Source organism: Micromonospora sp. RTBAU3-60 (assembly GCF_054963695.1).
In genome coordinates this window covers 69,006-89,077 of sequence record NZ_JBUEGB010000009.1, presented here as the reverse complement: position 1 = coordinate 89,077, position 20,072 = coordinate 69,006, and the positions used below count along the sequence as shown (strand labels likewise).

Annotated in this window: 22 protein-coding genes; 11 read left to right on the top strand and 11 right to left on the bottom strand. The window is 74.4% G+C overall.

Annotated elements, in window-relative coordinates:
• Positions 1-181 precede the first annotated feature (181 nt).
• The 3 genes from ACY34I_RS11690 to ACY34I_RS11680 all read left to right on the top strand — a co-directional run bounded on the left by ACY34I_RS11690 (position 182) and on the right by ACY34I_RS11680 (position 2,225).
• Positions 182-1,207: an aspartate-semialdehyde dehydrogenase gene (locus ACY34I_RS11690; protein ID WP_462754721.1), complete on the top strand. Its 1,026-nt coding sequence runs from the start codon at positions 182-184 to the stop codon at positions 1,205-1,207.
• Positions 1,208-1,302: 95 nt separating this feature from the next.
• Positions 1,303-1,743, top strand: a complete 441-nt coding sequence (locus ACY34I_RS11685; protein ID WP_462754720.1) for a PPOX class F420-dependent oxidoreductase — start codon at positions 1,303-1,305, stop codon at positions 1,741-1,743.
• 65 nt (positions 1,744-1,808) lie between these two features.
• The gene (locus ACY34I_RS11680; RefSeq protein ID WP_073836006.1) at positions 1,809-2,225 is read left to right on the top strand and encodes a CBS domain-containing protein; all 417 of its coding nucleotides are present in this window, start codon (positions 1,809-1,811) and stop codon (positions 2,223-2,225) included.
• A 109-nt stretch (positions 2,226-2,334) separates the two neighbouring features.
• On the opposite strand, the gene ACY34I_RS11675 is transcribed toward ACY34I_RS11680, so the two are convergent.
• Positions 2,335-3,447, bottom strand: coding sequence for a DNA glycosylase AlkZ-like family protein (locus tag ACY34I_RS11675; RefSeq protein WP_462754718.1), 1,113 nt, complete (start codon positions 3,445-3,447; stop codon positions 2,335-2,337).
• A gap of 151 nt (positions 3,448-3,598) precedes the next feature.
• Between ACY34I_RS11675 and ACY34I_RS11670 the strand changes: the two genes are divergently transcribed.
• Together ACY34I_RS11670 and ACY34I_RS11665 are read left to right on the top strand one after the other, a co-directional pair.
• Positions 3,599-3,970, top strand: coding sequence for an SCP2 sterol-binding domain-containing protein (locus tag ACY34I_RS11670; protein WP_462754717.1), 372 nt, complete (start codon positions 3,599-3,601; stop codon positions 3,968-3,970).
• Complete coding sequence (locus ACY34I_RS11665) at positions 3,971-6,034, top strand: amylo-alpha-1,6-glucosidase (RefSeq protein WP_462754715.1); 2,064 nt, start codon at positions 3,971-3,973, stop codon at positions 6,032-6,034.
• A gap of 52 nt (positions 6,035-6,086) precedes the next feature.
• On the opposite strand, the gene ACY34I_RS11660 is transcribed toward ACY34I_RS11665, so the two are convergent.
• Positions 6,087-6,479 carry a VOC family protein gene (locus tag ACY34I_RS11660; protein WP_462754714.1) on the bottom strand — a complete coding sequence of 131 codons (393 nt, stop codon included), beginning with the start codon at positions 6,477-6,479 and terminating at the stop codon, positions 6,087-6,089.
• 9 nt (positions 6,480-6,488) lie between these two features.
• Positions 6,489-7,145: an alpha/beta hydrolase gene (locus ACY34I_RS11655; protein WP_462754712.1), complete on the bottom strand. Its 657-nt coding sequence runs from the start codon at positions 7,143-7,145 to the stop codon at positions 6,489-6,491.
• Between the two features lie 116 nt (positions 7,146-7,261).
• On the opposite strand from ACY34I_RS11655, the gene ACY34I_RS11650 reads away from it, so the two are divergent.
• The 3 genes from ACY34I_RS11650 to ACY34I_RS11640 all read left to right on the top strand — a co-directional run bounded on the left by ACY34I_RS11650 (position 7,262) and on the right by ACY34I_RS11640 (position 9,908).
• Positions 7,262-8,011: a lysophospholipid acyltransferase family protein gene (locus ACY34I_RS11650; protein ID WP_462754710.1), complete on the top strand. Its 750-nt coding sequence runs from the start codon at positions 7,262-7,264 to the stop codon at positions 8,009-8,011.
• 243 nt (positions 8,012-8,254) lie between these two features.
• A complete protein-coding gene (locus ACY34I_RS11645) occupies positions 8,255-8,911 on the top strand; it encodes an isochorismatase family protein (protein ID WP_462754708.1) in 657 nt (218 codons plus the stop codon).
• Between the two features lie 4 nt (positions 8,912-8,915).
• On the top strand, positions 8,916-9,908 hold the full coding sequence (locus tag ACY34I_RS11640) for a GlxA family transcriptional regulator (protein ID WP_462754707.1): 993 nt from the start codon (positions 8,916-8,918) through the stop codon (positions 9,906-9,908).
• Between the two features lie 7 nt (positions 9,909-9,915).
• Here ACY34I_RS11640 and ACY34I_RS11635 read toward each other — a convergent pair whose 3' ends face one another.
• The 5 genes from ACY34I_RS11635 to ACY34I_RS11615 form a co-directional block, all read right to left on the bottom strand.
• The gene (locus ACY34I_RS11635; protein WP_462754864.1) at positions 9,916-10,653 is read right to left on the bottom strand and encodes a hypothetical protein; all 738 of its coding nucleotides are present in this window, start codon (positions 10,651-10,653) and stop codon (positions 9,916-9,918) included.
• Positions 10,654-10,726: 73 nt separating this feature from the next.
• Complete coding sequence (locus ACY34I_RS11630; RefSeq protein WP_462754706.1) at positions 10,727-11,443, bottom strand: response regulator transcription factor; 717 nt, start codon at positions 11,441-11,443, stop codon at positions 10,727-10,729.
• Positions 11,413-12,570, bottom strand: coding sequence for a hypothetical protein (locus tag ACY34I_RS11625; RefSeq protein WP_462754863.1), 1,158 nt, complete (start codon positions 12,568-12,570; stop codon positions 11,413-11,415). The genes ACY34I_RS11630 and ACY34I_RS11625 overlap by 31 nt, the downstream gene beginning before the upstream one ends.
• Before the next feature lie 46 nt (positions 12,571-12,616).
• Positions 12,617-13,795 carry a sensor histidine kinase gene (locus tag ACY34I_RS11620; protein WP_462754705.1) on the bottom strand — a complete coding sequence of 393 codons (1,179 nt, stop codon included), beginning with the start codon at positions 13,793-13,795 and terminating at the stop codon, positions 12,617-12,619.
• A gap of 238 nt (positions 13,796-14,033) precedes the next feature.
• Positions 14,034-14,834 (bottom strand): class I SAM-dependent methyltransferase, encoded by an 801-nt coding sequence (locus tag ACY34I_RS11615; protein ID WP_462754704.1) that lies wholly within the window; start codon positions 14,832-14,834, stop codon positions 14,034-14,036.
• A gap of 88 nt (positions 14,835-14,922) precedes the next feature.
• On the opposite strand from ACY34I_RS11615, the gene ACY34I_RS11610 reads away from it, so the two are divergent.
• On the top strand, positions 14,923-15,372 hold the full coding sequence (locus ACY34I_RS11610; RefSeq protein ID WP_462754703.1) for an Rv0361 family membrane protein: 450 nt from the start codon (positions 14,923-14,925) through the stop codon (positions 15,370-15,372).
• A 41-nt stretch (positions 15,373-15,413) separates the two neighbouring features.
• On the opposite strand, the gene ACY34I_RS11605 is transcribed toward ACY34I_RS11610, so the two are convergent.
• Complete coding sequence (locus ACY34I_RS11605; protein WP_462754701.1) at positions 15,414-15,812, bottom strand: SgcJ/EcaC family oxidoreductase; 399 nt, start codon at positions 15,810-15,812, stop codon at positions 15,414-15,416.
• A gap of 133 nt (positions 15,813-15,945) precedes the next feature.
• Here ACY34I_RS11605 and ACY34I_RS11600 point away from each other — a divergent pair, with 133 nt between their 5' ends.
• Positions 15,946-16,920, top strand: coding sequence for a sigma-70 family RNA polymerase sigma factor (locus tag ACY34I_RS11600; RefSeq protein ID WP_462754700.1), 975 nt, complete (start codon positions 15,946-15,948; stop codon positions 16,918-16,920).
• A 385-nt stretch (positions 16,921-17,305) separates the two neighbouring features.
• Here the strand turns inward: ACY34I_RS11600 and ACY34I_RS11595 are convergent, their stop codons facing one another.
• On the bottom strand, positions 17,306-18,160 hold the full coding sequence (locus tag ACY34I_RS11595) for an alpha/beta fold hydrolase (protein WP_462754698.1): 855 nt from the start codon (positions 18,158-18,160) through the stop codon (positions 17,306-17,308).
• A gap of 98 nt (positions 18,161-18,258) precedes the next feature.
• Positions 18,259-19,323 (bottom strand): suppressor of fused domain protein, encoded by a 1,065-nt coding sequence (locus ACY34I_RS11590; protein WP_462754696.1) that lies wholly within the window; start codon positions 19,321-19,323, stop codon positions 18,259-18,261.
• A 192-nt stretch (positions 19,324-19,515) separates the two neighbouring features.
• Between ACY34I_RS11590 and ACY34I_RS11585 the strand changes: the two genes are divergently transcribed.
• Complete coding sequence (locus ACY34I_RS11585; RefSeq protein WP_462754695.1) at positions 19,516-20,052, top strand: alpha/beta hydrolase; 537 nt, start codon at positions 19,516-19,518, stop codon at positions 20,050-20,052.
• Positions 20,053-20,072 lie beyond the last annotated feature (20 nt).

The following is a 20,072-nucleotide window of genomic DNA, read 5'->3' as shown; positions in this document are numbered from 1 at the left end:
CGGGACGCGGATGCTCCGGCGGGACCGGCCGACGGCGGGCGATCTTCCGGGGCGAGCCGTCCCGGAGCGCTGTCGTTGCAGGTGGACCGGCCCGCCGGCAGGCCGGCGGGGTCACCGGCCGGCGGCCCGCCCGATGGAAAGCCTTCCCGGTCCGCCCGCCCGGCTGGGTAGCCTCGCGGGCATGAGGATCGGCATTGTGGGGGCCACCGGCCAGGTCGGTGGCGTGATGCGGCAGGTGCTGGCGGAGCGCGAGTTCCCGGCGGAGCAGGTGCGGCTGTTCGCCTCGGCGCGGTCGGCCGGGCGCACCCTGCCCTGGCGGGACGGCGAGGTCACCGTCGAGGACGCGGCCACCGCGGACTACCGCGGGCTGGACATCGTGCTCTTCTCGGCGGGCAAGGGCACCGCCCGGGAGCTGGCCCCCCGGGTCGCCGAGGCCGGCGCGGTCGTCATCGACAACTCCTCGGCGTTCCGGATGGATCCCGAGGTGCCGCTGGTGGTCGCCGAGGTCAACCCCCACGCCATCGCCGACCGGCCCAAGGGCATCGTGGCCAACCCGAACTGCACCACCATGGCCGCCATGCCGGTGCTGCGCCCGCTGCACCGGGAGGCCGAGCTGGTCAGCCTGGTCGTCGCGACCTACCAGGCGGTCTCCGGCGCCGGCCTGGCCGGCGTGGCGGAGCTGGACGAGCAGGTCCGCAAGGTGTCCGAGCACGCCGCCGGGCTCACCTTCGACGGCACGGCCGTCGAGTTCCCGGCGCCGCGCTCGTTCGCCCGTCCCATCGCCTTCAACGTGCTCCCGCTGGCCGGTTCGATCGTCGACGACGGCTCCTTCGAGACCGACGAGGAGCAGAAGCTGCGCAACGAGAGCCGCAAGATCCTGGAGATTCCCGGGCTGAAGGTCTCCGGCACCTGCGTCCGGGTGCCGGTCTTCACCGGACACTCGCTCCAGATCAACGCCCGCTTCGCCCGGCCGATCACCCCGGCCCGCGCCCGTGAACTGCTCGACGGCGCGCCCGGGGTGGCCCTGTCGGACGTGCCGACCCCGCTGCAGGCGGCCGGTCAGGACCCGACGTACGTCGGGCGGATCCGGGCCGACGAGACCGTCGAGCACGGGTTGGCCCTCTTCTGCGCCAACGACAACCTGCGCAAGGGCGCCGCGCTCAACGCGGTGCAGCTCGCCGAGCTGGTCGCCGCCGAGCGGCGCTGAGCCGACCCGGCGTGCCCGGCCGGTGCGTCGGGCACGCCGGCCGGGAATGCGCTGAGATGGAGGCCGAACCCGACCAGCCGACCCGGGAGGCCCCCATGGCGGACGCGCAGACCCAGCAGGCCCTGACCGATCTCCTCGCGAGCCGCCGGATCGGGGTGCTCGCCACCATCAAGCGGGACGGCCGACCCCAGCTGTCCAACGTGGTCCACGCCTTCGACCGGGGGCAGGGCGTGATCCGGATCTCGGTCACCGACGACCGGGCGAAGACCGCCAACCTGCGCCGGGACCCCCGGGCCAGCTTCCAGGTCAGCAGCGCGGACGGCTGGGCGTACGCGGTGGCGGAGGCGCGGGCCGAGCTGAGCCCGGTGGCCGAGCGACCGGACGACCCGACCGTCGAGGAACTGGTCGGGCTGTACCGGGCGGTGCAGGGCGAACACCCGGACTGGGACGACTTCCGGCGGGCCATGGTCGACGAGCGTCGGCTCGTGCTGCGGCTGCACGTCGAGCGGGTCTACGGCGCGCCCCCGCGCCCCTGAACCCGCGCGTTACCCCGACCGGGGCGGCGGGTAGACCGCGGTGCCGACACCGAGAGGGGAGCACCATGACAACGGTCGGAGAGTTCATGACGACCCGGTTGGTGACGATGGACGGCGACGACACCCTGACCGCCGCGGCGCAGGAGATGCGCGACAGCGCCATCGGCGACGTGGTGGTGACCGATGGTGACCGTGTGGTCGGCATCGTCACCGACCGGGACATTACGGTCCGGGGCGTCGCCGAGAACATGGACCCCGCCACGACCAGGCTCAACCAGATCACCAGCAAGGATGTGGTGACGGTGAGCCAGTATGACGACGCGGTGGCGGCCGCTGACCTGATGCGGACGTACGCCGTCCGGCGGCTGCCGGTGGTCGACGACGGCCGGCTGATCGGACTGGTGTCGATGGGTGACCTCGCCGTCGAGCGGGAGCCCCAGTCGGTGCTCGCCGACATCAGCGCCGACGAGCCGAACAACTGACCCGCCCGCCGCGGTGACGCCGGCCCCCGGTCCTCCGGGGGCCGGCGTTCGCTGCCCCGCTTCGCGCGGTCAAGACCCCTGGACGCGGTCGTGGTTCGTGGGGGCGCGGTCAGGCCGGCTCGACGGTCACCCGCACCTCGGCCGCTGCTCGGGCCGCCCGGACGGTCGCCGCCTCCGCCTCGATCTCCCGGCCCACCCGCTTCGGCAGCGGCCCGAAGGGCGTGACGCTCAGGTCGAGCCGCCCCCGTCCGGCCTGCCGAACGCGCCAGGTGCCGGCCACCTCGCCGTCCACCAGCAGCGCGCCGGGGTTGCCGAGCATCCGCCAGAGCTGCTGCTGGTGGGCCTTGTCGGGGACCAGCAGCGCGCGGTCGCGGGCCTGCAGGTACGGGTCGCCGGTCGGCAGCAGCCGGACCAGGCGGGCCGGCTCGGCGGCCCGCAGCGCGTCGAGGCGGTCCGCCGGCAGCCAGGCCGACCGGCCGCCGACCCGGACCTCGGCGAGCGCGTCCCTCGGCCACACGCGGCGCAGTTCGGTGGCGGAGGCGCCCAGGAAGCCGGCCGCGTCGCCGACCGTGGCCGGTCCGAGCAGCCGGAGGTAGGCCAGGACCAGCGCGTCCGTGCCGGCCGCCGCGGCGGGCGCCGGCGGCCGCTCCGCCAGCGGGGCCAGCCGGGCGGCCCGGCCGGACACCACCAGGCGTACGCCGCCGGCCAGCGCGGCCTGCTGGAACAGCGCCCCGGACACGTGCCGGGCGTGGCACCCGGCGCAGTCGTAGCTCAACTCGGCGGGGATCCGGTCGGTGACCGCCCGGCTGACCTCGCCCTTGTCGGTCTCGGCGGTCACCGCCGCCCGGAACGCCTCGGCGACCGCGGTGAACCCGGCCAGGCCGAGCTGCGCGCCGGCACGGATCTGCGCGGGGAGCCGCCGGGCCGCGTCGGCGTCGCTCAGCGGCCAGGTCGCGGCGGCGAGCGCCGGCAGGTCGGCCCGCCGGTGCAGGTGCGGGGCGCCCCGGCACGACCAGACCAGCTCGAGCCGGTCGTCGTCCAGCGCCACCCCGGCCGGCACGCGGGCCGCCAACGCCAGCCGCGCCGATCCGTACGGGGTGTCCTGCGCGCCCAGGTCGAGCACGTCCAGGCCGGCCGGGCCGGCACCCGGACGGTCGAGCTGCTGGGCCGCCACCCGGTAGGCCAGGACCTGCTTCCGGCCGATCTCCGGGACCGCCGCCATGTTCCCTCCTCGTCCGCCGCCCGCAGGCTATCGCCCGGGTCCGACGTCGCCGAGCCGGCGACTCACCCGAACCGGGCGAGATTGACCTCGTACCCGATGGGCACCCCTCCTCGGACGTCGAACGCCGCGGATCGCGGGAGGAGTGGACCCGATGGTGGACGCGACCACGAGGTTCTTCGAGGACCTGGACCGGCGGGGGTACGAGCCCCTGTTGGCGAAGACCAGCGGCACCCTGCGCTTCGACCTGCACGAGGGGGCGCACACGACACACTGGCTGCTGCACATCGACCGGGGCAAGCTCCGGGTCCGGCAGGAGGACCAGGAGGCGGACACGGTCGTCGGGACCGGGCCGAGGCTCTTCGGCGAGCTGGTCAGCGGCCAGGAGAACGCCATCGCGGCGCTGCTGCGCGGCGACATGACCGTCCTGGGCGACCTGCGGCTGGTGTTGCAGATCGAACGGATCTTCCCCGGTCCGCCGGATTCCCGCGGGCCGCACCACGCGTTCCAGAGGGGGGTTTCCTGAATGGCGGGCACCGACACCGTCCGGATCCTGGACGGCAACACGTTCGTGGTGTCCGAGGACACCGGCGACATCGAGGCGACGCCGAGCGAGCCGACCGGCCTCTTCGCCATCGACACGAGGTTCCTCTCCAAGTGGGTGCTGACCGTCAACGGTGAGCGGCTCAACGCGCTGTCGTACGACGATCTCCAGTACTACGAGGCACGGTTCTTCCTGGTGCCCGGCATGGCCACCCACTACATCGACGCGAAGTTGTCGATCATCCGGGAGCGGGCGGTGGGCGGCAGCTTCCGGGAGACGTTGACCATCCTCAACCACGACGAGAAACCGGTCGACCTGGAGATCCGGATGGACGCCGCCTCCGACTTCGCCGACCTGTTCCAGGTCAAGGACGAGATCCTGAACAAGAAGGGCGAGATCTACGCCGAGGCCGAGTCGGACCGGTTGCGGCTGGGCTACCGGCGGGGCAACTTCAAGCGGGAGACGGTGATCCAGGCCTCCCAGCGGGCCCGGTACGACCGGAACGGTTTCGCGTTCAGCGTCCACCTCGAACCGAACGAGCAGTGGGAAACGGGCATCGACGTGCAGACCTTCGCGGTCGGTCCGGGCGGTCGGGACCTGCGGATGGGGCTGCGGACGCACGGCGTCGAGCGGCTGGCCCTCGAGCAGGACCTGCAGCAGTGGATCGACAAGGCGCCGAAGGTGAACAGCGAGCACCGCGAGGTCTGCTCGACGTACCGGCGCAGTCTGATCGACCTGGCGGCGCTGCGCTTCTCGCCGTTGTCGCTCGGCGGGCAGACGCTGCCGGCCGCCGGCCTGCCGTGGTTCATGACCATGTTCGGCCGGGACAGCATCCTGACCTGCCTCCAGGTGCTGCCGTTCGCGCCGGATCTGTCCAAGACCACGCTGCGGATCCTCGGGGCGTTGCAGGGCACCCGGTTCGACGACTTCCGGGACGAGGACCCGGGCCGGATCCTGCACGAGATGCGCTACGGCGAGACGGCCGCCTTCGAGGAGCAGCCGCACTCGCCCTACTACGGCTCGGTGGACGCGACCCCGCTGTTCGTGGTGCTGCTCGACGAGTACGAGAAGTGGACCGGCGACGTGGCGCTGGTCAAGGAGTTGGAAGCGGAGTGCCGGGCGGCGCTGAAGTGGGTGGACAGCTACGCCGACCTGGTGGGCAACGGCTACATCTGGTACGAGCGGCGCAACACCGACACCGGCCTGGAGAACCAGTGCTGGAAGGACTCGTGGGACTCGATCTCGTACCGCGACGGCACGCTGCCGCCGTTCCCGCGGGCCACCTGCGAGGTGCAGGGGTATGCGTACGACGCGAAGATGCGGGCCGCCCGGCTGGCCCGGGAGTTCTGGGACGACCCGGCGTTCGGCGACCAGTTGGAGCGGGAGGCGGCGGAGCTCAGGGAGCGGTTCAACCGGGACTGGTGGGTGGCGGACGGCGAGTACTACGCCCTCGGGATGGACCCGGACGGCCGGCAGTGCGCCGTGCTCAGCTCCAACATCGGCCACCTGCTGTGGAGCGGCATCGTCGAGCCGGACCGGGCACGGAAGCTCGCCGACCACCTGCTCGGGCCGCGGCTCTTCTCCGGCTGGGGGGTGCGCACCCTGGCCGAGGGCGAGGTCCGCTACAACCCGATCGGCTACCACAACGGCACGATCTGGCCGTTCGACAACTCCTTCATCGCCTGGGGCCTGCGCCGGTACGGCTTCGCCGACGAGGCCGCCGTCATCGCCAACGGCATTCTCGACGCGGCCCGGTACTTCGACGGCCGGCTGCCGGAGGCGTTCGGCGGCTATCCGCGGGACCTGACCAAGTTCCCCGTGGAGTATCCGACGGCGTGCAGCCCGCAGGCCTGGTCGACCGGAACCCCGCTCCTGCTGATCCGGACGATGCTGGGGTTGGAGCCGCACGAGGGGCACCTGGCGGTCGACCCCCGGCTGCCGGTCGGCATGGGACGGATCGAGGTGCTGGACATCCCGGGCCGGTGGGGGCGGGTGGACGCCTTCGCCCGGGGCCGGGTGGACCTGCACAAACTGGCCGCCCAGTGAGGCGATCGTCCGGGGCGCCGCCGACCGCGGGGTCGGCGGCGCCGCCGCGTGCTCAGTGGCCGGGCACCAGCGGGTCGGGGTGCGCCTCGGTGCGGGGCAGCAGGCAGAACTCGTTCCCCTCCGGGTCGGCCAGCACGGTCCACCGGGGCAGCTCGCGGACCACCGTCGCCCCCGCGTCCAGCACCGCGGCCCGCTCCTCCGCGTCACCGACCAGGTCGAGGTGGATCCGGCCGCGGGCCGGCAGGTCGTCGGCGGGGCTGATCCAGATGTCCGGCCGGCGCCCGGACGGGTCGCGCAGCAGCACCGCCTCGGTCGGCGCGAGCGACCGCTCGGCGAGCCGCACCCGGTCCTCCTCGACCACGGGCAGCCCGGTGACCGCGCTCCAGAACGGGGCGAGCAGATAGGGGTCGCGGCAGTGGATGACGATCGCGGCTAGGTCGGGCATGCCCTGACGCTAGTCGGGTCGGGCGGGCGGCAGGACGGTGTCCAGGAACGCGGCGGTCACCGCGCGGATGTCCGGACGGGCCAGGTCGAGGGCGTGCCCGCCGTGGGTGACCCAGGTGTGCACCGGGTGACCGGCGGCGAGCAGTTGCCCGGTCAGCGCCACCGACTGCGCGGCCGGCACCGACGCGTCCTCGCGCCCCTGCACCAGCAGCACCGGTACGCCGGACCCGAGATGGGACGCGACCGTGGCGTCGACGGTGCCCGTGCCGCCCGCGGCGGGCGGATGCCCGAGCAGGTCCGCCCACGGGTCGTCGTGCCGGCGCAACCGCCGCCACTGCGGGTCCAGCGGGTCGACCGGCGCCCAGTACGCGAGCCCGGCCGTCACGTCGCCCGGCCGGTCCACCCCGCGCAGGGCGAGGTGCAGGGCCAGCATCCCGCCGGCCGAGTCGCCCCCGACCAGCAACGGTAGCCCGTCCGCCGCGGCCCGGGCGGCCCGGGCGGCGGCGCGTACGTCGTCGAGCTGGGCCGGCCAGTGCGCCTCGGACACGAACCGGTAGGTCGCCGCGACCACCCGGAGCCCGAGCGGCGCCAGCGCGGCGCCGTCCTCGTGGTAGCGGGCGCGCCAGCCGCCACCGTGGATCCAGAGCAGCACCCCGCGTTCGGTCATCCCGCCATGGTGGCCCCTGCCGAGGCCGGCCGGCGACCCGGCTCTGCCCAGGGCAGAGCGGGAGCGGCATGAGGCGTCCCTACGGTTGGGTAACCTACTCACGGTAAAGTTGGCGGATGCCGGAACTCGTGTACCCGCCCGTGATCGCCGCCGCCAGAACGATGTTCCGGGTCCTCGACCTGCGCCTGCAGGTGACCGGCAGCCACCATGTGCCGCGCACCGGCGGCGCCGTGCTGGCCAGCAACCACGTCAGCTACCTGGACTTCATCTTCTGCGGGTACGGCGCGTACGAGTCCCGCCGCCTGGTCCGGTTCATGGCCAAGGAGTCGGTCTTCACGCACAAGGTCTCCGGTCCGCTAATGCGGGGCATGAAGCACATCCCGGTGAACCGGGCGGCCGGCGCCGGGTCGTACCAGACCGCCGTGTCCGCGCTGCGGCGCGGCGAGGTGGTCGGCGTCTTCCCGGAGGCGACCATCAGCCGCTCCTTCACGGTCAAGGAGCTCAAGAGCGGGGCGGCCCGGATGGCCCAGCAGGCCGGCGTGCCGCTGCTGCCGGTCGCCCTCTGGGGCACTCAGCGGCTGTGGACCAAGGGCCGCCCGCGCACCCTCACCCGCCGGCACACCCCGATCACCATCCTGGTGGGGGAGCCGATGGACCCGGCCGGATACCCGGACGCCACCACGATGACCGCCGAGCTGAGGAACCGGCTCAGCGCGCTGGTCGACCGGGCCCAGCGGGAGTACCCGGAGCAGCCGGCCGGCCCGGACGACGCCTGGTGGCAGCCCGCCCACCTCGGCGGCACCGCCCCCAGCCCAGAGCGGGCCGCCGAGCTGGACCGACCTGGCCGTCGCACCGCAACCTCCTGACTCGGCGGGAGGCCGGCGCCCGCGCCGGCCGCTCGCTGGTCGCCGCGGGCTCGGCCGGGACATGTTCCTCGGGTGACTACGAACCTGATGACGTGGATGGATCGCCGACCGGGCCGGCCCGCGCGGACCGAGCGGCGCCGGCCCGGCTCCGGCGAGCCGCGGTACGTCCGGTGGCCGGATCGTTCCGCATCCGGGCATGATGGTGCCTGCCGCCCGGGCACCCGCCCGGCCAGGATCAAAGCCATGAGCAGAGCAGCACTCGTCGTCATCGACGTCCAGGAGTCCTTCCGGCAGCGCCCGATCTGGGCGTACGCCTCGCAGCCGGACATCGTCGACCAGGTCAACCGGCTGGTCGACGCCGCCCGCCGCCGGGGCGACCTGGTGGTCTGGGTCCTGCACGCCGAGCCGGGCAGCGGCGGCCTCTTCGACCCGGCCAACGGGCACGTCCGGCTGATCGAGGGCCTGGCCGCGGTCGCCGGCGAGCCGACCCTGGTCAAGACGTCGCACAACGCCTTCACCACCACCAACCTCCAGCAGCTCCTCACCCTGGCCGGCATCCGCGACCTCACGGTCTGCGGCATCCGCACCGAGCAGTGCGTGGAGACCACCACCCGCGTCGGCTGCGACCTCGGCTACGAGATGACCTTCGTGACCGACGCGACGGTCACCTTCCCCACCCCGCACCGGGACCTGCCGGCGGACGCCACCCTGGAGCAGATCCTCGCCGACCCCCGCACCCTGTCCACCGAGCAGATCGTCGCCCGCACCGAGTACGCCCTGGCGGGCCGGTTCGCCACCGTGCGTACCGTCGCCGAGGTCGTGCAGGGGCTCCAGCTCGGCGCGTCTGGCGCCGCGCCGCGACCTGGAGCCGTCGTCGGCGCGGTGCCGGCCGGAGCCTGACCTCGTGGGCCAGGTCGTGCGACGACTCCAGCTCGGCGCGTCCGGCGCCGCGCCGCGCCCTGTTGCCGTCGTCTTCCTGCTGGTGCCGCAGCTGCACCTGCTGGACCTCGCCGGCCCGGCCCAGGTCTTCTCCACCGCCGCCGACCAGGGGTACGGCTACCGCCTGCACTACGTCGCCGCCACCGAAGAGGTGCCGACCGTGCAGGGGGTGACCCTGCGGGCCGAGCGGGAATGGCCCGCGCTGGACCGCGACGACCTGGTGGTCGTACCCGGGTGGCGGCCGTCGGCGCACGGACCGGCGGGGCCGGTCGGCCCGGACGAGCTGCGGCGGCTGGCCGACCACCACGCGGCCGGCGGCACGGTGGCCAGCGTGTGCGCCGGCGCCTTCGCCCTCGGCCGGGCCGGCCTGCTCGACGGGCGGCGCTGCACCACCCACCACGAGGTGCAGGACGAGCTGGCCCGGCGGCACCCGGCGGCCCGGGTGGTCCGGGACGTGCTCTACGTGGTCGACGACCGGGTGGTCACCTCGGCCGGCATCGCCAGCGGCATCGACGTCGCGCTGCACCTGGTCGCCACCCGGCACGGCCCGGCGGCGGCCGCCCGGATCGCCCGCGCCCTCGTCGTGTACGCCCGCCGGAACGGCCACGAGCAGCAGGCCAGCGCGATGATGCGACACCGCTCGCACCTGTCCGACGCCGTGCACCGGGCGCAGGACCTGATCGACGCGCACTACGCCGAACCGTTGCCGCTGGCCGAGCTGGCCGCCGCCTGCGGGGTCGCCGAGCGCACGCTGAGCCGGCTGTTCCGGCAGGCCACCGGGCTGACCCCGCTCGCCTACCAGCAGCTGCTGCGGGTGGAACGGGCCGAGCACCTGATCGGGCACGGGACCACCGTGGAGGCCGCCGCCCGCGCGGTCGGCTTCACCGACGCCCGGATGCTGCGCCGGCTGCGCGCCCGGGTCCGCCCCGACCGACCCGCGCTGAGCCTGGCCGGCTGAGCAGCGGTCAGCAGGCGGAGCCGGGGCGGCCGTGGGACGCCGGCCGGGGCCAGCCCGCCGCCTCGGTCGCCGCCGGGCGGTAGTAGTCCTCCCGGGAGAGGAACTCCACCGGCAGCGAACCGGGCAGGGTCAGCGAGCCCCGGGCCGGGCCGGGCGCACCGCCCACCCGGGTCAGCAGGGTGTCCCGTTCCGGCGGGGAGAGGTCCACCAGCTCGGGGTGCACCAGGCGGAACGCGGCCACCGCGCGGCGTACCTGGCGGGCCAGCGCGACGAGCAGGGCGTCCGGCCCGGCCAGGGCGAGCGCCGGCTGCCGGATGGTGCGCAGCGCGTCACAGACCACCAGCAGCTCGACCTCGTCGTCCGGGCCGTCGACCAGCTCCAGCCGGGACGGCCACTGCCAGCGGATCTGACCACTGACCAGACGGGACAGCCGGAGCGGACGTCGGTGCCGGGGGTCCGTCCGGCCGTCCCGCCCGGAGACCAGGGCCAGCTCGGAGCCGGTGCAGACGTACGCCAGCCGCCGGTCCGTCACGGTGACCGTCGCCGGCTCGGGCAGGCGCCAGGCGGGCACATTCTCGGTGGGACCGAGCAGGTGCCCGGCGATCCGCAGCCGGTGCTGCCCGAGCAGTTGCTCGCCCGTTTCAGGGACCAGCGCGTACCGCCGGTCGAGGGCGGGACGGGTGGCATCCGCATCCGCGTCGAAGCGGTGCGGTCCGATGAAGAAGGGTGCGGCGTCCTCCTGCACGGTCACGACCTCCCGGGGACGTTGGGCGGTACGTCGAGCCTGGCCGACGCGGCGGTGGCTGTCATGACACCCGTTAGGGGGTCGGCCGGTCGGTGGCTGCCTGTGACCGGTAGATGCCGATCTCCTCCGGCCGGACGAGCCCGTCCTCGATCGCCCGGGCGAGCAGCGCCGCCTTGGTGGCCGCCGGCCGGCCGGCCCGGGTGTACTTGATCCGCGCCCGGTCCACGTACTGCTTCACGGTGTGCTCGCTGATCCGCATCCGGCGGGCGACCGACGCCTTCGACATCGACTGGAACCACAGCAGCAGGGCCTCGCGCTCCTTGTCCGACAGGGTCGGCCGGTCCGGCCGGGGGTCGCCCACCATCGCCCCGGCCAGTGCCGGCGGCACGTACGGGCGGTCGCTCGCCGCGGCCAGCACGGTCGCCACGCAGTGCTCACGCCCCTCGTGCTTCGCGAGGAACGCCACCGCCCCCGCGTCCAGCGCGGCGAGCATGGTGTCCGGGTCGCTGTGTTCGGAGTAGACCACCACCCGCCGGCCGGCGGCGCTCAGCTCGGCGAGCTTGTCGAACATCATCCGCCCGTGCAGCCGCAGGTCGAGCAGCACCACCTCGGCCTCCGGGGCGGCCCGCAGCACCACGTCCGGGTCGTCCCCGGTGGCCAGGACGCGCAGCCGCGGCTCGCTGGCCAGCCAGGCGCGTACCCCGTCGATCACCACGGGGTGGTCGTCCACGATGGCCACACCGATGGGCCGCTCGTCGGTCACGTCCGCCGCCACCGGGTCTGCGTCCATCTGATCTCCCCGTCCCGCTCGTGCACATGTTCCACCCGCCCGTCCCCGTCCGCATCTCCGGCCGAGCCTGGTGGGCCGCTCCCGTCCGGCCCGTCATGGTCGGGGGTGACCAGGCTGACCACCACCTCGTCCGGGCCGGCCACCACGGTCAGCCGGGCCCGGTCCCGGGCATCGGTCAGCGCCGCGGTGAGCGGGTCGGCCAGCCGCCGGCGTATCTCGACGGGCAGCTCCGGCGGGACGCCGACGGCGACCAGCTCGATCGGCAGGCCGTTCCGTTCCGCCAGGTCGGCGGCGGCGCGCAGCTCGTGCAGCAGCGGGTCGGGCACGTCGTCCGACTCGGCGATCAGCCGGCGCAGCCGGGCCGCGGCCAGCACGCAGCGGCGGCGTACCTCCGGGTCGGCCGGGTCGGCGTCGCCGGCGGCGAGGGCGGCCAGCACCTCCTCGGCGGTGCCGCTGACCAGGGACAGCCGCGCTCGCCGCTCCGCCTGGGCCCGTTCCGCCGCCACCCGTTCCGCCTCGACCGCCAGCATCGCCGCGGCCGTGCCGGCCCGGTCCCGGGCCAGTGCGGCGATCGCGGCGCCGCCGACGAAGACCGCGACGGGCAGCGACGACACGCCGTAGACGTACATCGCGTAGCGGGCGAGGTCAGCCGGCGCGGTCGCACCGGAGGCGAGCACCGCGGCGAGCGCGATGCTCGCGTGCGCGCCGAGCACCGCCAGCAGCCACCCGACCGGCCGTCGCCAGAGCACCAGCAGGAAGAACCAGACCAGGCCACCCCACGCCCAGTTCGCCCCGGCGAACAGGTGCCCGCCCCCGACCGCCGCGAAGACCGCCGCGTCGACCACCAGCAGCACCGCCACCAGCCGCCGGGCCGGCGGCAGGCCACCGCGCAGCAGGCGTACGCCGGCCACCACGCCGACCGCCGCGGTCACCAGCCAGGCCGCGGCGACCACGGCCGAGGCGGCGGGCGAGGACCCGGCGCCGGGCAGCGCCGGCAGGTCGATCGCCAGGTGCCAGGCGAGCGCGATGGTGAGCGCGGCGATCCGGGCGGCCCGGTCGGAGGCGCTCGCCACCGCCGTCGCCGCCCCCACCGCGTCCGGAGCGGCCGGACCGCCCGGGGCCGGGATCGGCGCGAGGCGGTCGGTCGGCCCGGCCGGAGCGCGCGGGCCGAGGTCAGTGGTCACCGGTCCACTCCAGCCGGATCCGAGTGCCGACGCCAGGGCCGGAGGTCACCTCGGCGCGCCCGCCGACCGTCGCCATGCGACCGTGGATCGACTCGCGCAGCCCGTACCGGTGGGCCGGGACCGTGGCCGGGTCGAAGCCCGGCCCGTCGTCGGTCACCTCGACCACGACGGTGTCGGCGTCCCGGGCCAGCCGCAGCGTGGCGGACGCGCCCGGCGCGTGCCGGACCACGTTGGCCAGCGCGGCGGCGGCGCTGTCGGCGAGGGCCTCGGCGATCTCCGGCGGCACCGGGCACGGTGCCAGCGCCGCGGACACCGGCAGTTCGGGCAGCCGGGCGACGACCGCCCGCAGGCGGTCGTCCAGCGCCACCGCGCCGGCCGGCGGCGCCGACCGGGCGTCCGCCAGGGCGGCAAGGGTACGCAGGTCCGCCGCGCACCGCTCGCGCAGCGCGGCCGACGGACCGGGAACCGCGCCGAGCCCCACCATGGTCAGCGTGGCGAGGACGGTGTCGTGCAGGTCGCGGTTCTGCCGCCGCTCGGCCTCCCGCGCGGTACGCGCCACCACCGCCTCCCGGCTCAGCCGCTGGTAGTCGGCGAAGGCGGCGTCGGCGCGCCCGATCCGACGCCGCATCAGCGCGGTCATCCCCGCGGTGATGCCGGTCTGCACCAGCAGTGTCGTCGCGTGCGCCCGCGCCTCGACCGGGTTGCCCGCGGCGGTCGCACCGGCCGCGTAGCCGGCGGTGACCAGCAGGCCGGCCGGGATCGACCAGCGGGCCGGGGCGGTGGCCTGCGCGTTGATCACGGTGGTGCTGGCGAGCACCGCGATCCAGCTCACCTGGCCGGGCAGCACCTCCGGCGCGACCAGCCACGGGATCGCCAGCCCGGCCGCCGTGGTGAGCGCGACGTCACCGGCCACCAGTCCGACCGTGATCCCGTGCCGGAGCGCGCGGACGGCGTACCAGACGGACCAGGCGGTGAGCACGGCGACCGCCGGCACCAGCAGCGCCACCCGGACCGGCGGAGTGCGGACCGCCAGGGCCACCACTGCGGCGAAGAGGCCGCAGGTCAGCCGGAGCAGGGCTGGTGTGGTGGTGAAGACGAGGGCGAACGCGGCGGCGCCCGGCCGGTCGAGCGGGCTCGGCGGCGAGGTCGTGGCGGCAACGACCGGCATGGGGGGAGGTGTCCTTCCGGCAGCGACCCGATCGGGTCCGCGCGGCCTAGATCGACGCCGGAGAATAACATGTCAAACGGCAACTGGTCACCCTCGGTACGCGGCGCGTCGCTTGGTCGCGCCGCCATGCGCGTGCCCGGCGCGGTGCCGTCCGCCGGATCGGCGAAATGGCGGTGTGCCGGGTGGCATTTCCCCGCCACCTCGCCGATCTGGCGACCGGAGAACCGCGCCCGCCTGGTCAGGCGGGCGCGACCGCCAGCAGGTGCGCGCTGGCGCCGAGTATCGCCGGATCCTGCTCGAACGCCTCCGCACAGGCCACCGCGTCCTGGAAGAGCCGGTCCTCCCGTCCGGTGTCCAGGGCGTTTAGCAGCGGCCAGAGTGGACCCTCCACCCCGTAGAGCCGGGGCGCCGGCAGCCCGGCCGCGGTGAACTCGTCCACCACCTGTTCGGGGCGGTGGAAGTAGGCGGTGGTGAAGCCGGTCTCCGGGTCGTTCACGCCGGTGGCGTACTCGCCGAGCAGGAGCGCGCGGGTGCGCTCGTCCACCCGTCCCTGCGCGGTCAAGTCGATCAGGGCCGCGTTGCGACTGATCACCGCCGCGACGATCGGCCCGCCGGGCCGGGTGAGCCGGGCCGCCTCGCGCAGCGCGGCCACCCGGTCGACCCGCGCGGTCAGGTGGTAGAGCGGGCCGAGCAGCAGCGTCACGTCGACCGAGTCGTCGGGCAACGGCAGGTCGCGGGCATCGCCCACGCTCGCCGTGATCTCCGGGTAGGCCGTGCCCGCGGCGGCCACGTGCGCTGGCACCAGGTCGACCAGGTGCACCCGGTGACCGGCCGCCGCGAGCCAGCCCGCGTACGCGCCGGGACCGCCGCCCACGTCGAGCACGGTGGCCGGCGGCGGAGGCAGCAGCCGGGTGAGTAGGTCCCGCGTCCGCGTCGCCTCCAGGCGTCCCTGCGGCGTACGGTCCAGCCGCTCCGCCTCGGCGAAGACCTCGGTGTAGTAGCGCTGGATGTCCGGTTCGGCCGGTCGATGGTGTGGCATCCGTCGATGGTGGACGAAGCCATCGGGCGGATCATCCCCTTTTTCCGTCAGGACCGCGACGGTGGACCGGGCCTCCTACCCTCCGGGCATGACGTACCAGCCAGCCATGCTGCCCCCGCCTCGGAAGCCGAATACGACCCGTACCGTGCTCATCGTCGTCGGTGTGGTGCTCGCGCTCTGCTGCCTGGGCGGCGTCGTCGGCGGCTTCTTCCTCTACAACGCGGTGCAGGAGGCCACCGGTCCGGCCCGGAGCACCGTGGACACCTTCGCCGGCGCGCTGGTTGCCCGCGACTACCCGACCGCCTACGGGCAGCTCTGCGGTCCGGTGCGCAACCGGGTCAGCCAGGAGGACTTCGTCCGCCAACAGTCCGCCCAACCCGCGCTGACCGGCTACGAGATCGTGGGCCTGAACGTCATGAACAACAACGGGCGGGTGCGGGCATCGGCGAACGTCCGCTTCACCCCGCAGAGCGGCACCACCGTGACCCAGGCGTACACCCTGGTGAAGGAGGACGGCGCCTGGCGGGTCTGCGAGTGACGGGTGCCCGGCCGCCCCGCACGGGTCGGCCGGGCCGGTCGTCAGGCCGGGCAGTTGTGGTACGCCTCGACCCGCCAGCCGTCAGCGCCCCTGGACAGCACCCAGGTGGCCCGGCGGCACCGCTCCGCCGGCAACGTCTCCTCGCCGGGGAGCAGGAAGCCGCTGCGGCTCACCACCACTGCGCTGTCGTCGCCGACGATCCGCACGCTCTCCGGCTCGTCGACCGAGGTCGAGCCCTTCAGCGGGCCGGCGAACGCCCCCGCCATGTAGCGGCGTACCTCCTCCCGGCCCTGGTGGAACACGCCGCCGGGGAGCACCACCGTGGCGTCCGCCGCGTACCGGTCGGCGAAGGCGTCGGCGTCATTGGCTGCCCAGGCGGCCACCAGGGCGCGCAGCACGTCGCGTACCGCCTCGGCCCGGGTGTCGATCGTGTCGGTCATGGTCGTCCTCTCCTCGTGGTTGTCACTCGGCCGGTACCTACTCGGTCGCCCGCCGCAATTCATCGGCCCGGCGGGGATGAATTCCGCCCGCCGGGCCGGTAGGTATGGGAGGGCCGGCGGGAGGGGCGCAGCGATGACGGTGACCAGCGAGGACTTCGACCGGCGAACCGGTCCGTACCGGCAGGAACTGCTGGCGCACTGCTACCGGATGCTCGGCTCGGTGCACGAGGCGGAGGACCTGGTGCAGGAGACGCTGCTGCGCGCCTGGCGGGCCTTCGACCGGTACGACGCGGAGCGCGCCTCGCTGCGTACCTGGCTGCACCGGATCGCCACCAACGTCTGCCTGACCGCGCTCCGGCACCGGGCCCGCCGGCCGCTGCCGTCGGACTTCGTCGCGCCGAACCCGGACCCGGAGGCACCCATGGTGGTGGGGGAGGTGCCCTGGTTGCAGCCACTGCCCGACGCGCTCCTGGACCCGGCCACCGTGGTCGCCGCCCGGGGCAGCCTGCGGCTCGCGCTGGTCGCCGCGCTGCAACTGCTGCCGCCCCGGCAGCGCGCCATCCTGATCCTGCGCGAGGTGCTCGACTGGTCGGCCGCCGAGGTCGCCGAGGCGTTGGACACCACGCCCGCCGCGGTCAACAGCGGGTTGCAACGGGCCCGCGCCCGGCTCGGTGCGGTGGCCGTACGCGAGGAGCAGATCGTCGAGCCGGCCGACCCCGAGCAGCGCGCGCTGGTCGACCGGTACGTGACCGCGTTCGAGCGGGCCGACGTCGCCGCGTTGGCCCGGCTGCTCGCCGACGACGCCGTGCTGGAGATGCCGCCGGTGCTCAACTGGTACGTCGGCCGGGAGCGCTACGCCCGGTTCATCGCTCGGATCCTCGCGCTCCGCGGCACCGACTGGCGGATGCTTCCCACCGCCGCGAACGGGCAGCCGGCGCTGGTCGCGTACGTGCGCGACGGGGACGCGTACGTCCCCCACACCGTCCAGGTGCTCACCGTCAGCGGTGGGCGGATCAGTCGGAACGTGGTCTTCCAGGATCCGGCGGTGTTCGCCGCGTTCGGGCTGACCCCGCTGCCGGCCGTCACCCCGGCGACGCCGATCAGTTGACCGGGAGCGCCTTCGGCCGCCGCCTTCACCGACCGCTTCATGCTTGTGCCCGTCGGTGACGATGTGACATCCGGCCGGCAGTCGGCGCTGAGGGCACGGAATGATCGCAACGAGACTCACCTGATCGGCGGCGCCGGGCGGGCCACACCCCCCCTCCGTTCGTCCGGCGTCGACACCGCGGCCCACTCGGCCGACCCGTCCCCCCTGGGTCGCCTACCGGTCGCGATCCGCGCCGGAGCCGGCGCGGCGAGGCGGCGGCCCGTCCCGAGGCCGCCGCCTCAACCAATCCCGGCCCCTCCCGCCGCCGGCCTTCCGGACCGGCGTCGATGTCACGCGCCAACCGGACTGGCGTCGACGTCACGCGCCAACCAAGCCGGCGTCGACGTCACGCGCCAACCGGGTCGGCGTTGGCGCGTTCGCGCAGCCAGTCCAGGGCCGACTCGGCGTGCCGGAGCACCGAGATGTGGCCGTCCTCCGGGTAGCGGCGCAACTCCGCACGGGGGCAGTGCCCCGCCAGCCACTCGCCGTGGGCCGCCGGCACGATCCCGTCCCGGCCACCGTGCAGCAGCAGGACCGGCGGCGCCACCTGGCCCGGGCGGAAGCCCCACGGCGCGACGTACGCCAGCTCGTCGTCGATCAGCCCGCCCGGCCCGGCCTGTGTCGCCGGGCCGACCACACTGCCGAACCAGGACCAGACGCCGTGCAGCGCGGCCAGGTCCGCCGGGGTGAACTCCGGGTCGTACGCGGCGCCCGAGGTCTCGTACGCCTCCTTCGCCGCCCGGCCCGCGGCGGCGGAGCGCAGCGACGCCACCCCCGACGGCACCATGCCGGCGAACCAGTCCAGCCCCGCCGCGCCGTACGGTGCCAGGCCGGCGCCGCTCACCACCGCGACCACCCGGTCGGGCAGGAGCGCGCCGCAGGCCAGGGCGTGCGGGCCGCCGCCGGAGTGGCCCATCACCGCGAACCGCGCGATGCCCAGCGCGTCGGCCACCGCGGCGACGTCGGCGGCGGCCGAGGCGACATCCCGGCCCGGAACCCGCGTCGAGCCGCCGTAGCCGGGACGGTCGTGGGAGACCCAGCGGAGACCGAGCCGGTCGGCGGCCGCGAAGAGGGGCGCGGGCGGAGCACCGATGTTCGGCGTGCCGTGGTGCCAGAAGACGGCGAGCCGGTCCGCCCCGCCGGTGTCGTAGACGTGCAACGTGCGGCCGTCGCCCAGCCGGAGATCGGTCTCGGTCACCATGGCCGGAGACTAGTGGCCGGGGGCGACAACCCAGCCCCCTCCGACGTCGGTACCTCTCCGCCCGGGAAGTCTTGAGATCGGCCGGCCCGGTGCCTGGCTCAGCCGATCTCGGCGACGACGGTGCCCTCCTGGTCGCGGATCTGGGACCGGACCACCTCGACGGCCAACTCTGGCGCGCTCGCCAGCTGGTGGCTCCCCGCCACCGGGCGCAGCACCTCGGTCAACTCGTCGAGCACGGCCGCTGGGACCTGGATCTCCAGCATGCCGCCGCCCACCTCGCGGACGGCGACCTGGGCGCCGGGGCGGAACCCGATGCCACCGTCGCGCGCCTCGACCAGCAGGCCACGGCCGAACGGCAGCCGCGCCCGCAGGATCCGGCCGATCCGGGCCGCCGCGCTGGCTCCGAACGTCAGCGTGGTGGTCCGCTTCGTCCGTGCCCAGCCACTCCGCTCCGTACGCCAGCCGGCCTCCTGCACGAACAGGGAGCCGGTGGCGGAGCCGTCCCGGCGAGCGCCCTCCTCGACCATGGCGGCGACGCCGGGGTCGTCGGTCAGGCTGCCGCGGTCCAGGTCGGTGACCAGCAGCGGCAGCCTCGGCGCCAGCGCCGCCAGCAGTCCCTCGGCGTTCCAGCGCTCAATTGCCGCGTACTCGTCGAGGGTCAGCCCGACCACCTGGAGGAACCGCAGGCGCCCGTGCGGGGTGTCGATGGCACCGAGCTCCGGGTCCTCGGCGAACACCGCCGCCCGGATCCGGGTGTCCGGCGACGCCTCGGAGATCGGGCCGTTCAGGTCGAGGTGGTGCCCTGGGCCGAACGGGTTGCCGGAGGTGAACACGTACCGGGCGAGGTTCTGGAGGAAGTTCAGCGCCCAGACCGGCGGGTCGCTCTCGGCCGCCGCGCGGGCGACCCGGAAGGTGAACTCGAAGCCCCAGCCCGACTCGTCGGGATCATCGGACTCCTTCGCGTGCAGCTCGGACATGCCGTAGCTGACCAGGTGCCAGTGGTCCGCGCGCGGGTACGCGCTGATTCCGTCCAGCGGATCGGGCCCGCCCAGGCGCCACTTCAGCAGCGTGCCGTAGTGCTTCGGCTCGATCCCGGGGTAGAGCGGGGCGAAGGCGGCGTCGATCGCGTCCCAGCCGGGCGTGGCATCGTCGGTGTCGACCATGACGGGTGACTGTAACGGGAACATCTGGACCGGCGGGGCTCCGACTCCGCGACAAAGACGCCTTGCCCCTGCTGTCCGTACACGAGGTTTCGCTCGTGTAGCTCCTTGACGGCGCGGTACGCGGTTGACCGAGCGATGTTGTAGATCTCGCCGATCTCGGAGACCGAGGGTGGTCTAGGTAGGGTCGTCCGCATGGCTGATGCTGCGGTGATTCCCGGCGCCAGGTTCGGGCCCGGAGCGCCCCTGCTCATGTATGCCGGCGATGTGGCGGAGCAGCGGGGCGCAACCGTGCACCGACACTCATGGTTGCAGGAGTTTCCGAAGCTTGATCAGCCAGAAATCGAGGGCTGGGTCAGCGGCGAGATCGCTCCGCTGATCGACGCTGCTGGCGGTCGCCCACTGCTGATCGGCAAGTCCCTCGGCACGAACGCGGCAGCGATCGCCGCCGAAAGAGCCCTGCCCGCCGTGTGGCTCACGCCCCTGCTCACCCTGCCGTGGGTGGCTGACGCGTTGGGCCGTGCGACCGCGCCGTTCCTCCTCGTCGGGGGCACGGCCGACACGGTATGGGACGGCGACCTCGCCCGCCGACTCTCACCCCATGTGCTGGAGGTGGACGGCGCGGATCACGGTATGTACGTACCCGGCCCGCTCACCGAGTCGATCGCGGTACTCAGCCGAGTCGTGGTCGCCGTGGAAGACTTCCTCGACGCGATCGGCTGGCCGAGCTAGGCACCTGGCCTCGCCGGGCT

What these genes read in the sequence shown, in the direction of transcription:
- ACY34I_RS11690 (WP_462754721.1), top strand. Translation starts at nt 182, where the DNA reads ATGAGGATCGGCATTGTGGGGGCCACCGGCCAGGTCGGTGGCGTGATG.
- ACY34I_RS11685 (WP_462754720.1), top strand. Translation starts at nt 1,303, where the DNA reads ATGGCGGACGCGCAGACCCAGCAGGCCCTGACCGATCTCCTCGCGAGC.
- ACY34I_RS11680 (WP_073836006.1), top strand. Translation starts at nt 1,809, where the DNA reads ATGACAACGGTCGGAGAGTTCATGACGACCCGGTTGGTGACGATGGAC.
- ACY34I_RS11675 (WP_462754718.1), bottom strand. Translation starts at nt 3,447, where the DNA reads ATGGCGGCGGTCCCGGAGATCGGCCGGAAGCAGGTCCTGGCCTACCGG.
- ACY34I_RS11670 (WP_462754717.1), top strand. Translation starts at nt 3,599, where the DNA reads ATGGTGGACGCGACCACGAGGTTCTTCGAGGACCTGGACCGGCGGGGG.
- ACY34I_RS11665 (WP_462754715.1), top strand. Translation starts at nt 3,971, where the DNA reads ATGGCGGGCACCGACACCGTCCGGATCCTGGACGGCAACACGTTCGTG.
- ACY34I_RS11660 (WP_462754714.1), bottom strand. Translation starts at nt 6,479, where the DNA reads ATGCCCGACCTAGCCGCGATCGTCATCCACTGCCGCGACCCCTATCTG.
- ACY34I_RS11655 (WP_462754712.1), bottom strand. Translation starts at nt 7,145, where the DNA reads ATGACCGAACGCGGGGTGCTGCTCTGGATCCACGGTGGCGGCTGGCGC.
- ACY34I_RS11650 (WP_462754710.1), top strand. Translation starts at nt 7,262, where the DNA reads ATGCCGGAACTCGTGTACCCGCCCGTGATCGCCGCCGCCAGAACGATG.
- ACY34I_RS11645 (WP_462754708.1), top strand. Translation starts at nt 8,255, where the DNA reads ATGAGCAGAGCAGCACTCGTCGTCATCGACGTCCAGGAGTCCTTCCGG.
- ACY34I_RS11630 (WP_462754706.1), bottom strand. Translation starts at nt 11,443, where the DNA reads ATGGACGCAGACCCGGTGGCGGCGGACGTGACCGACGAGCGGCCCATC.
- ACY34I_RS11620 (WP_462754705.1), bottom strand. Translation starts at nt 13,795, where the DNA reads ATGCCGGTCGTTGCCGCCACGACCTCGCCGCCGAGCCCGCTCGACCGG.
- ACY34I_RS11615 (WP_462754704.1), bottom strand. Translation starts at nt 14,834, where the DNA reads ATGCCACACCATCGACCGGCCGAACCGGACATCCAGCGCTACTACACC.
- ACY34I_RS11610 (WP_462754703.1), top strand. Translation starts at nt 14,923, where the DNA reads ATGACGTACCAGCCAGCCATGCTGCCCCCGCCTCGGAAGCCGAATACG.
- ACY34I_RS11605 (WP_462754701.1), bottom strand. Translation starts at nt 15,812, where the DNA reads ATGACCGACACGATCGACACCCGGGCCGAGGCGGTACGCGACGTGCTG.
- ACY34I_RS11600 (WP_462754700.1), top strand. Translation starts at nt 15,946, where the DNA reads ATGACGGTGACCAGCGAGGACTTCGACCGGCGAACCGGTCCGTACCGG.
- ACY34I_RS11595 (WP_462754698.1), bottom strand. Translation starts at nt 18,160, where the DNA reads ATGGTGACCGAGACCGATCTCCGGCTGGGCGACGGCCGCACGTTGCAC.
- ACY34I_RS11590 (WP_462754696.1), bottom strand. Translation starts at nt 19,323, where the DNA reads ATGGTCGACACCGACGATGCCACGCCCGGCTGGGACGCGATCGACGCC.
- ACY34I_RS11585 (WP_462754695.1), top strand. Translation starts at nt 19,516, where the DNA reads ATGGCTGATGCTGCGGTGATTCCCGGCGCCAGGTTCGGGCCCGGAGCG.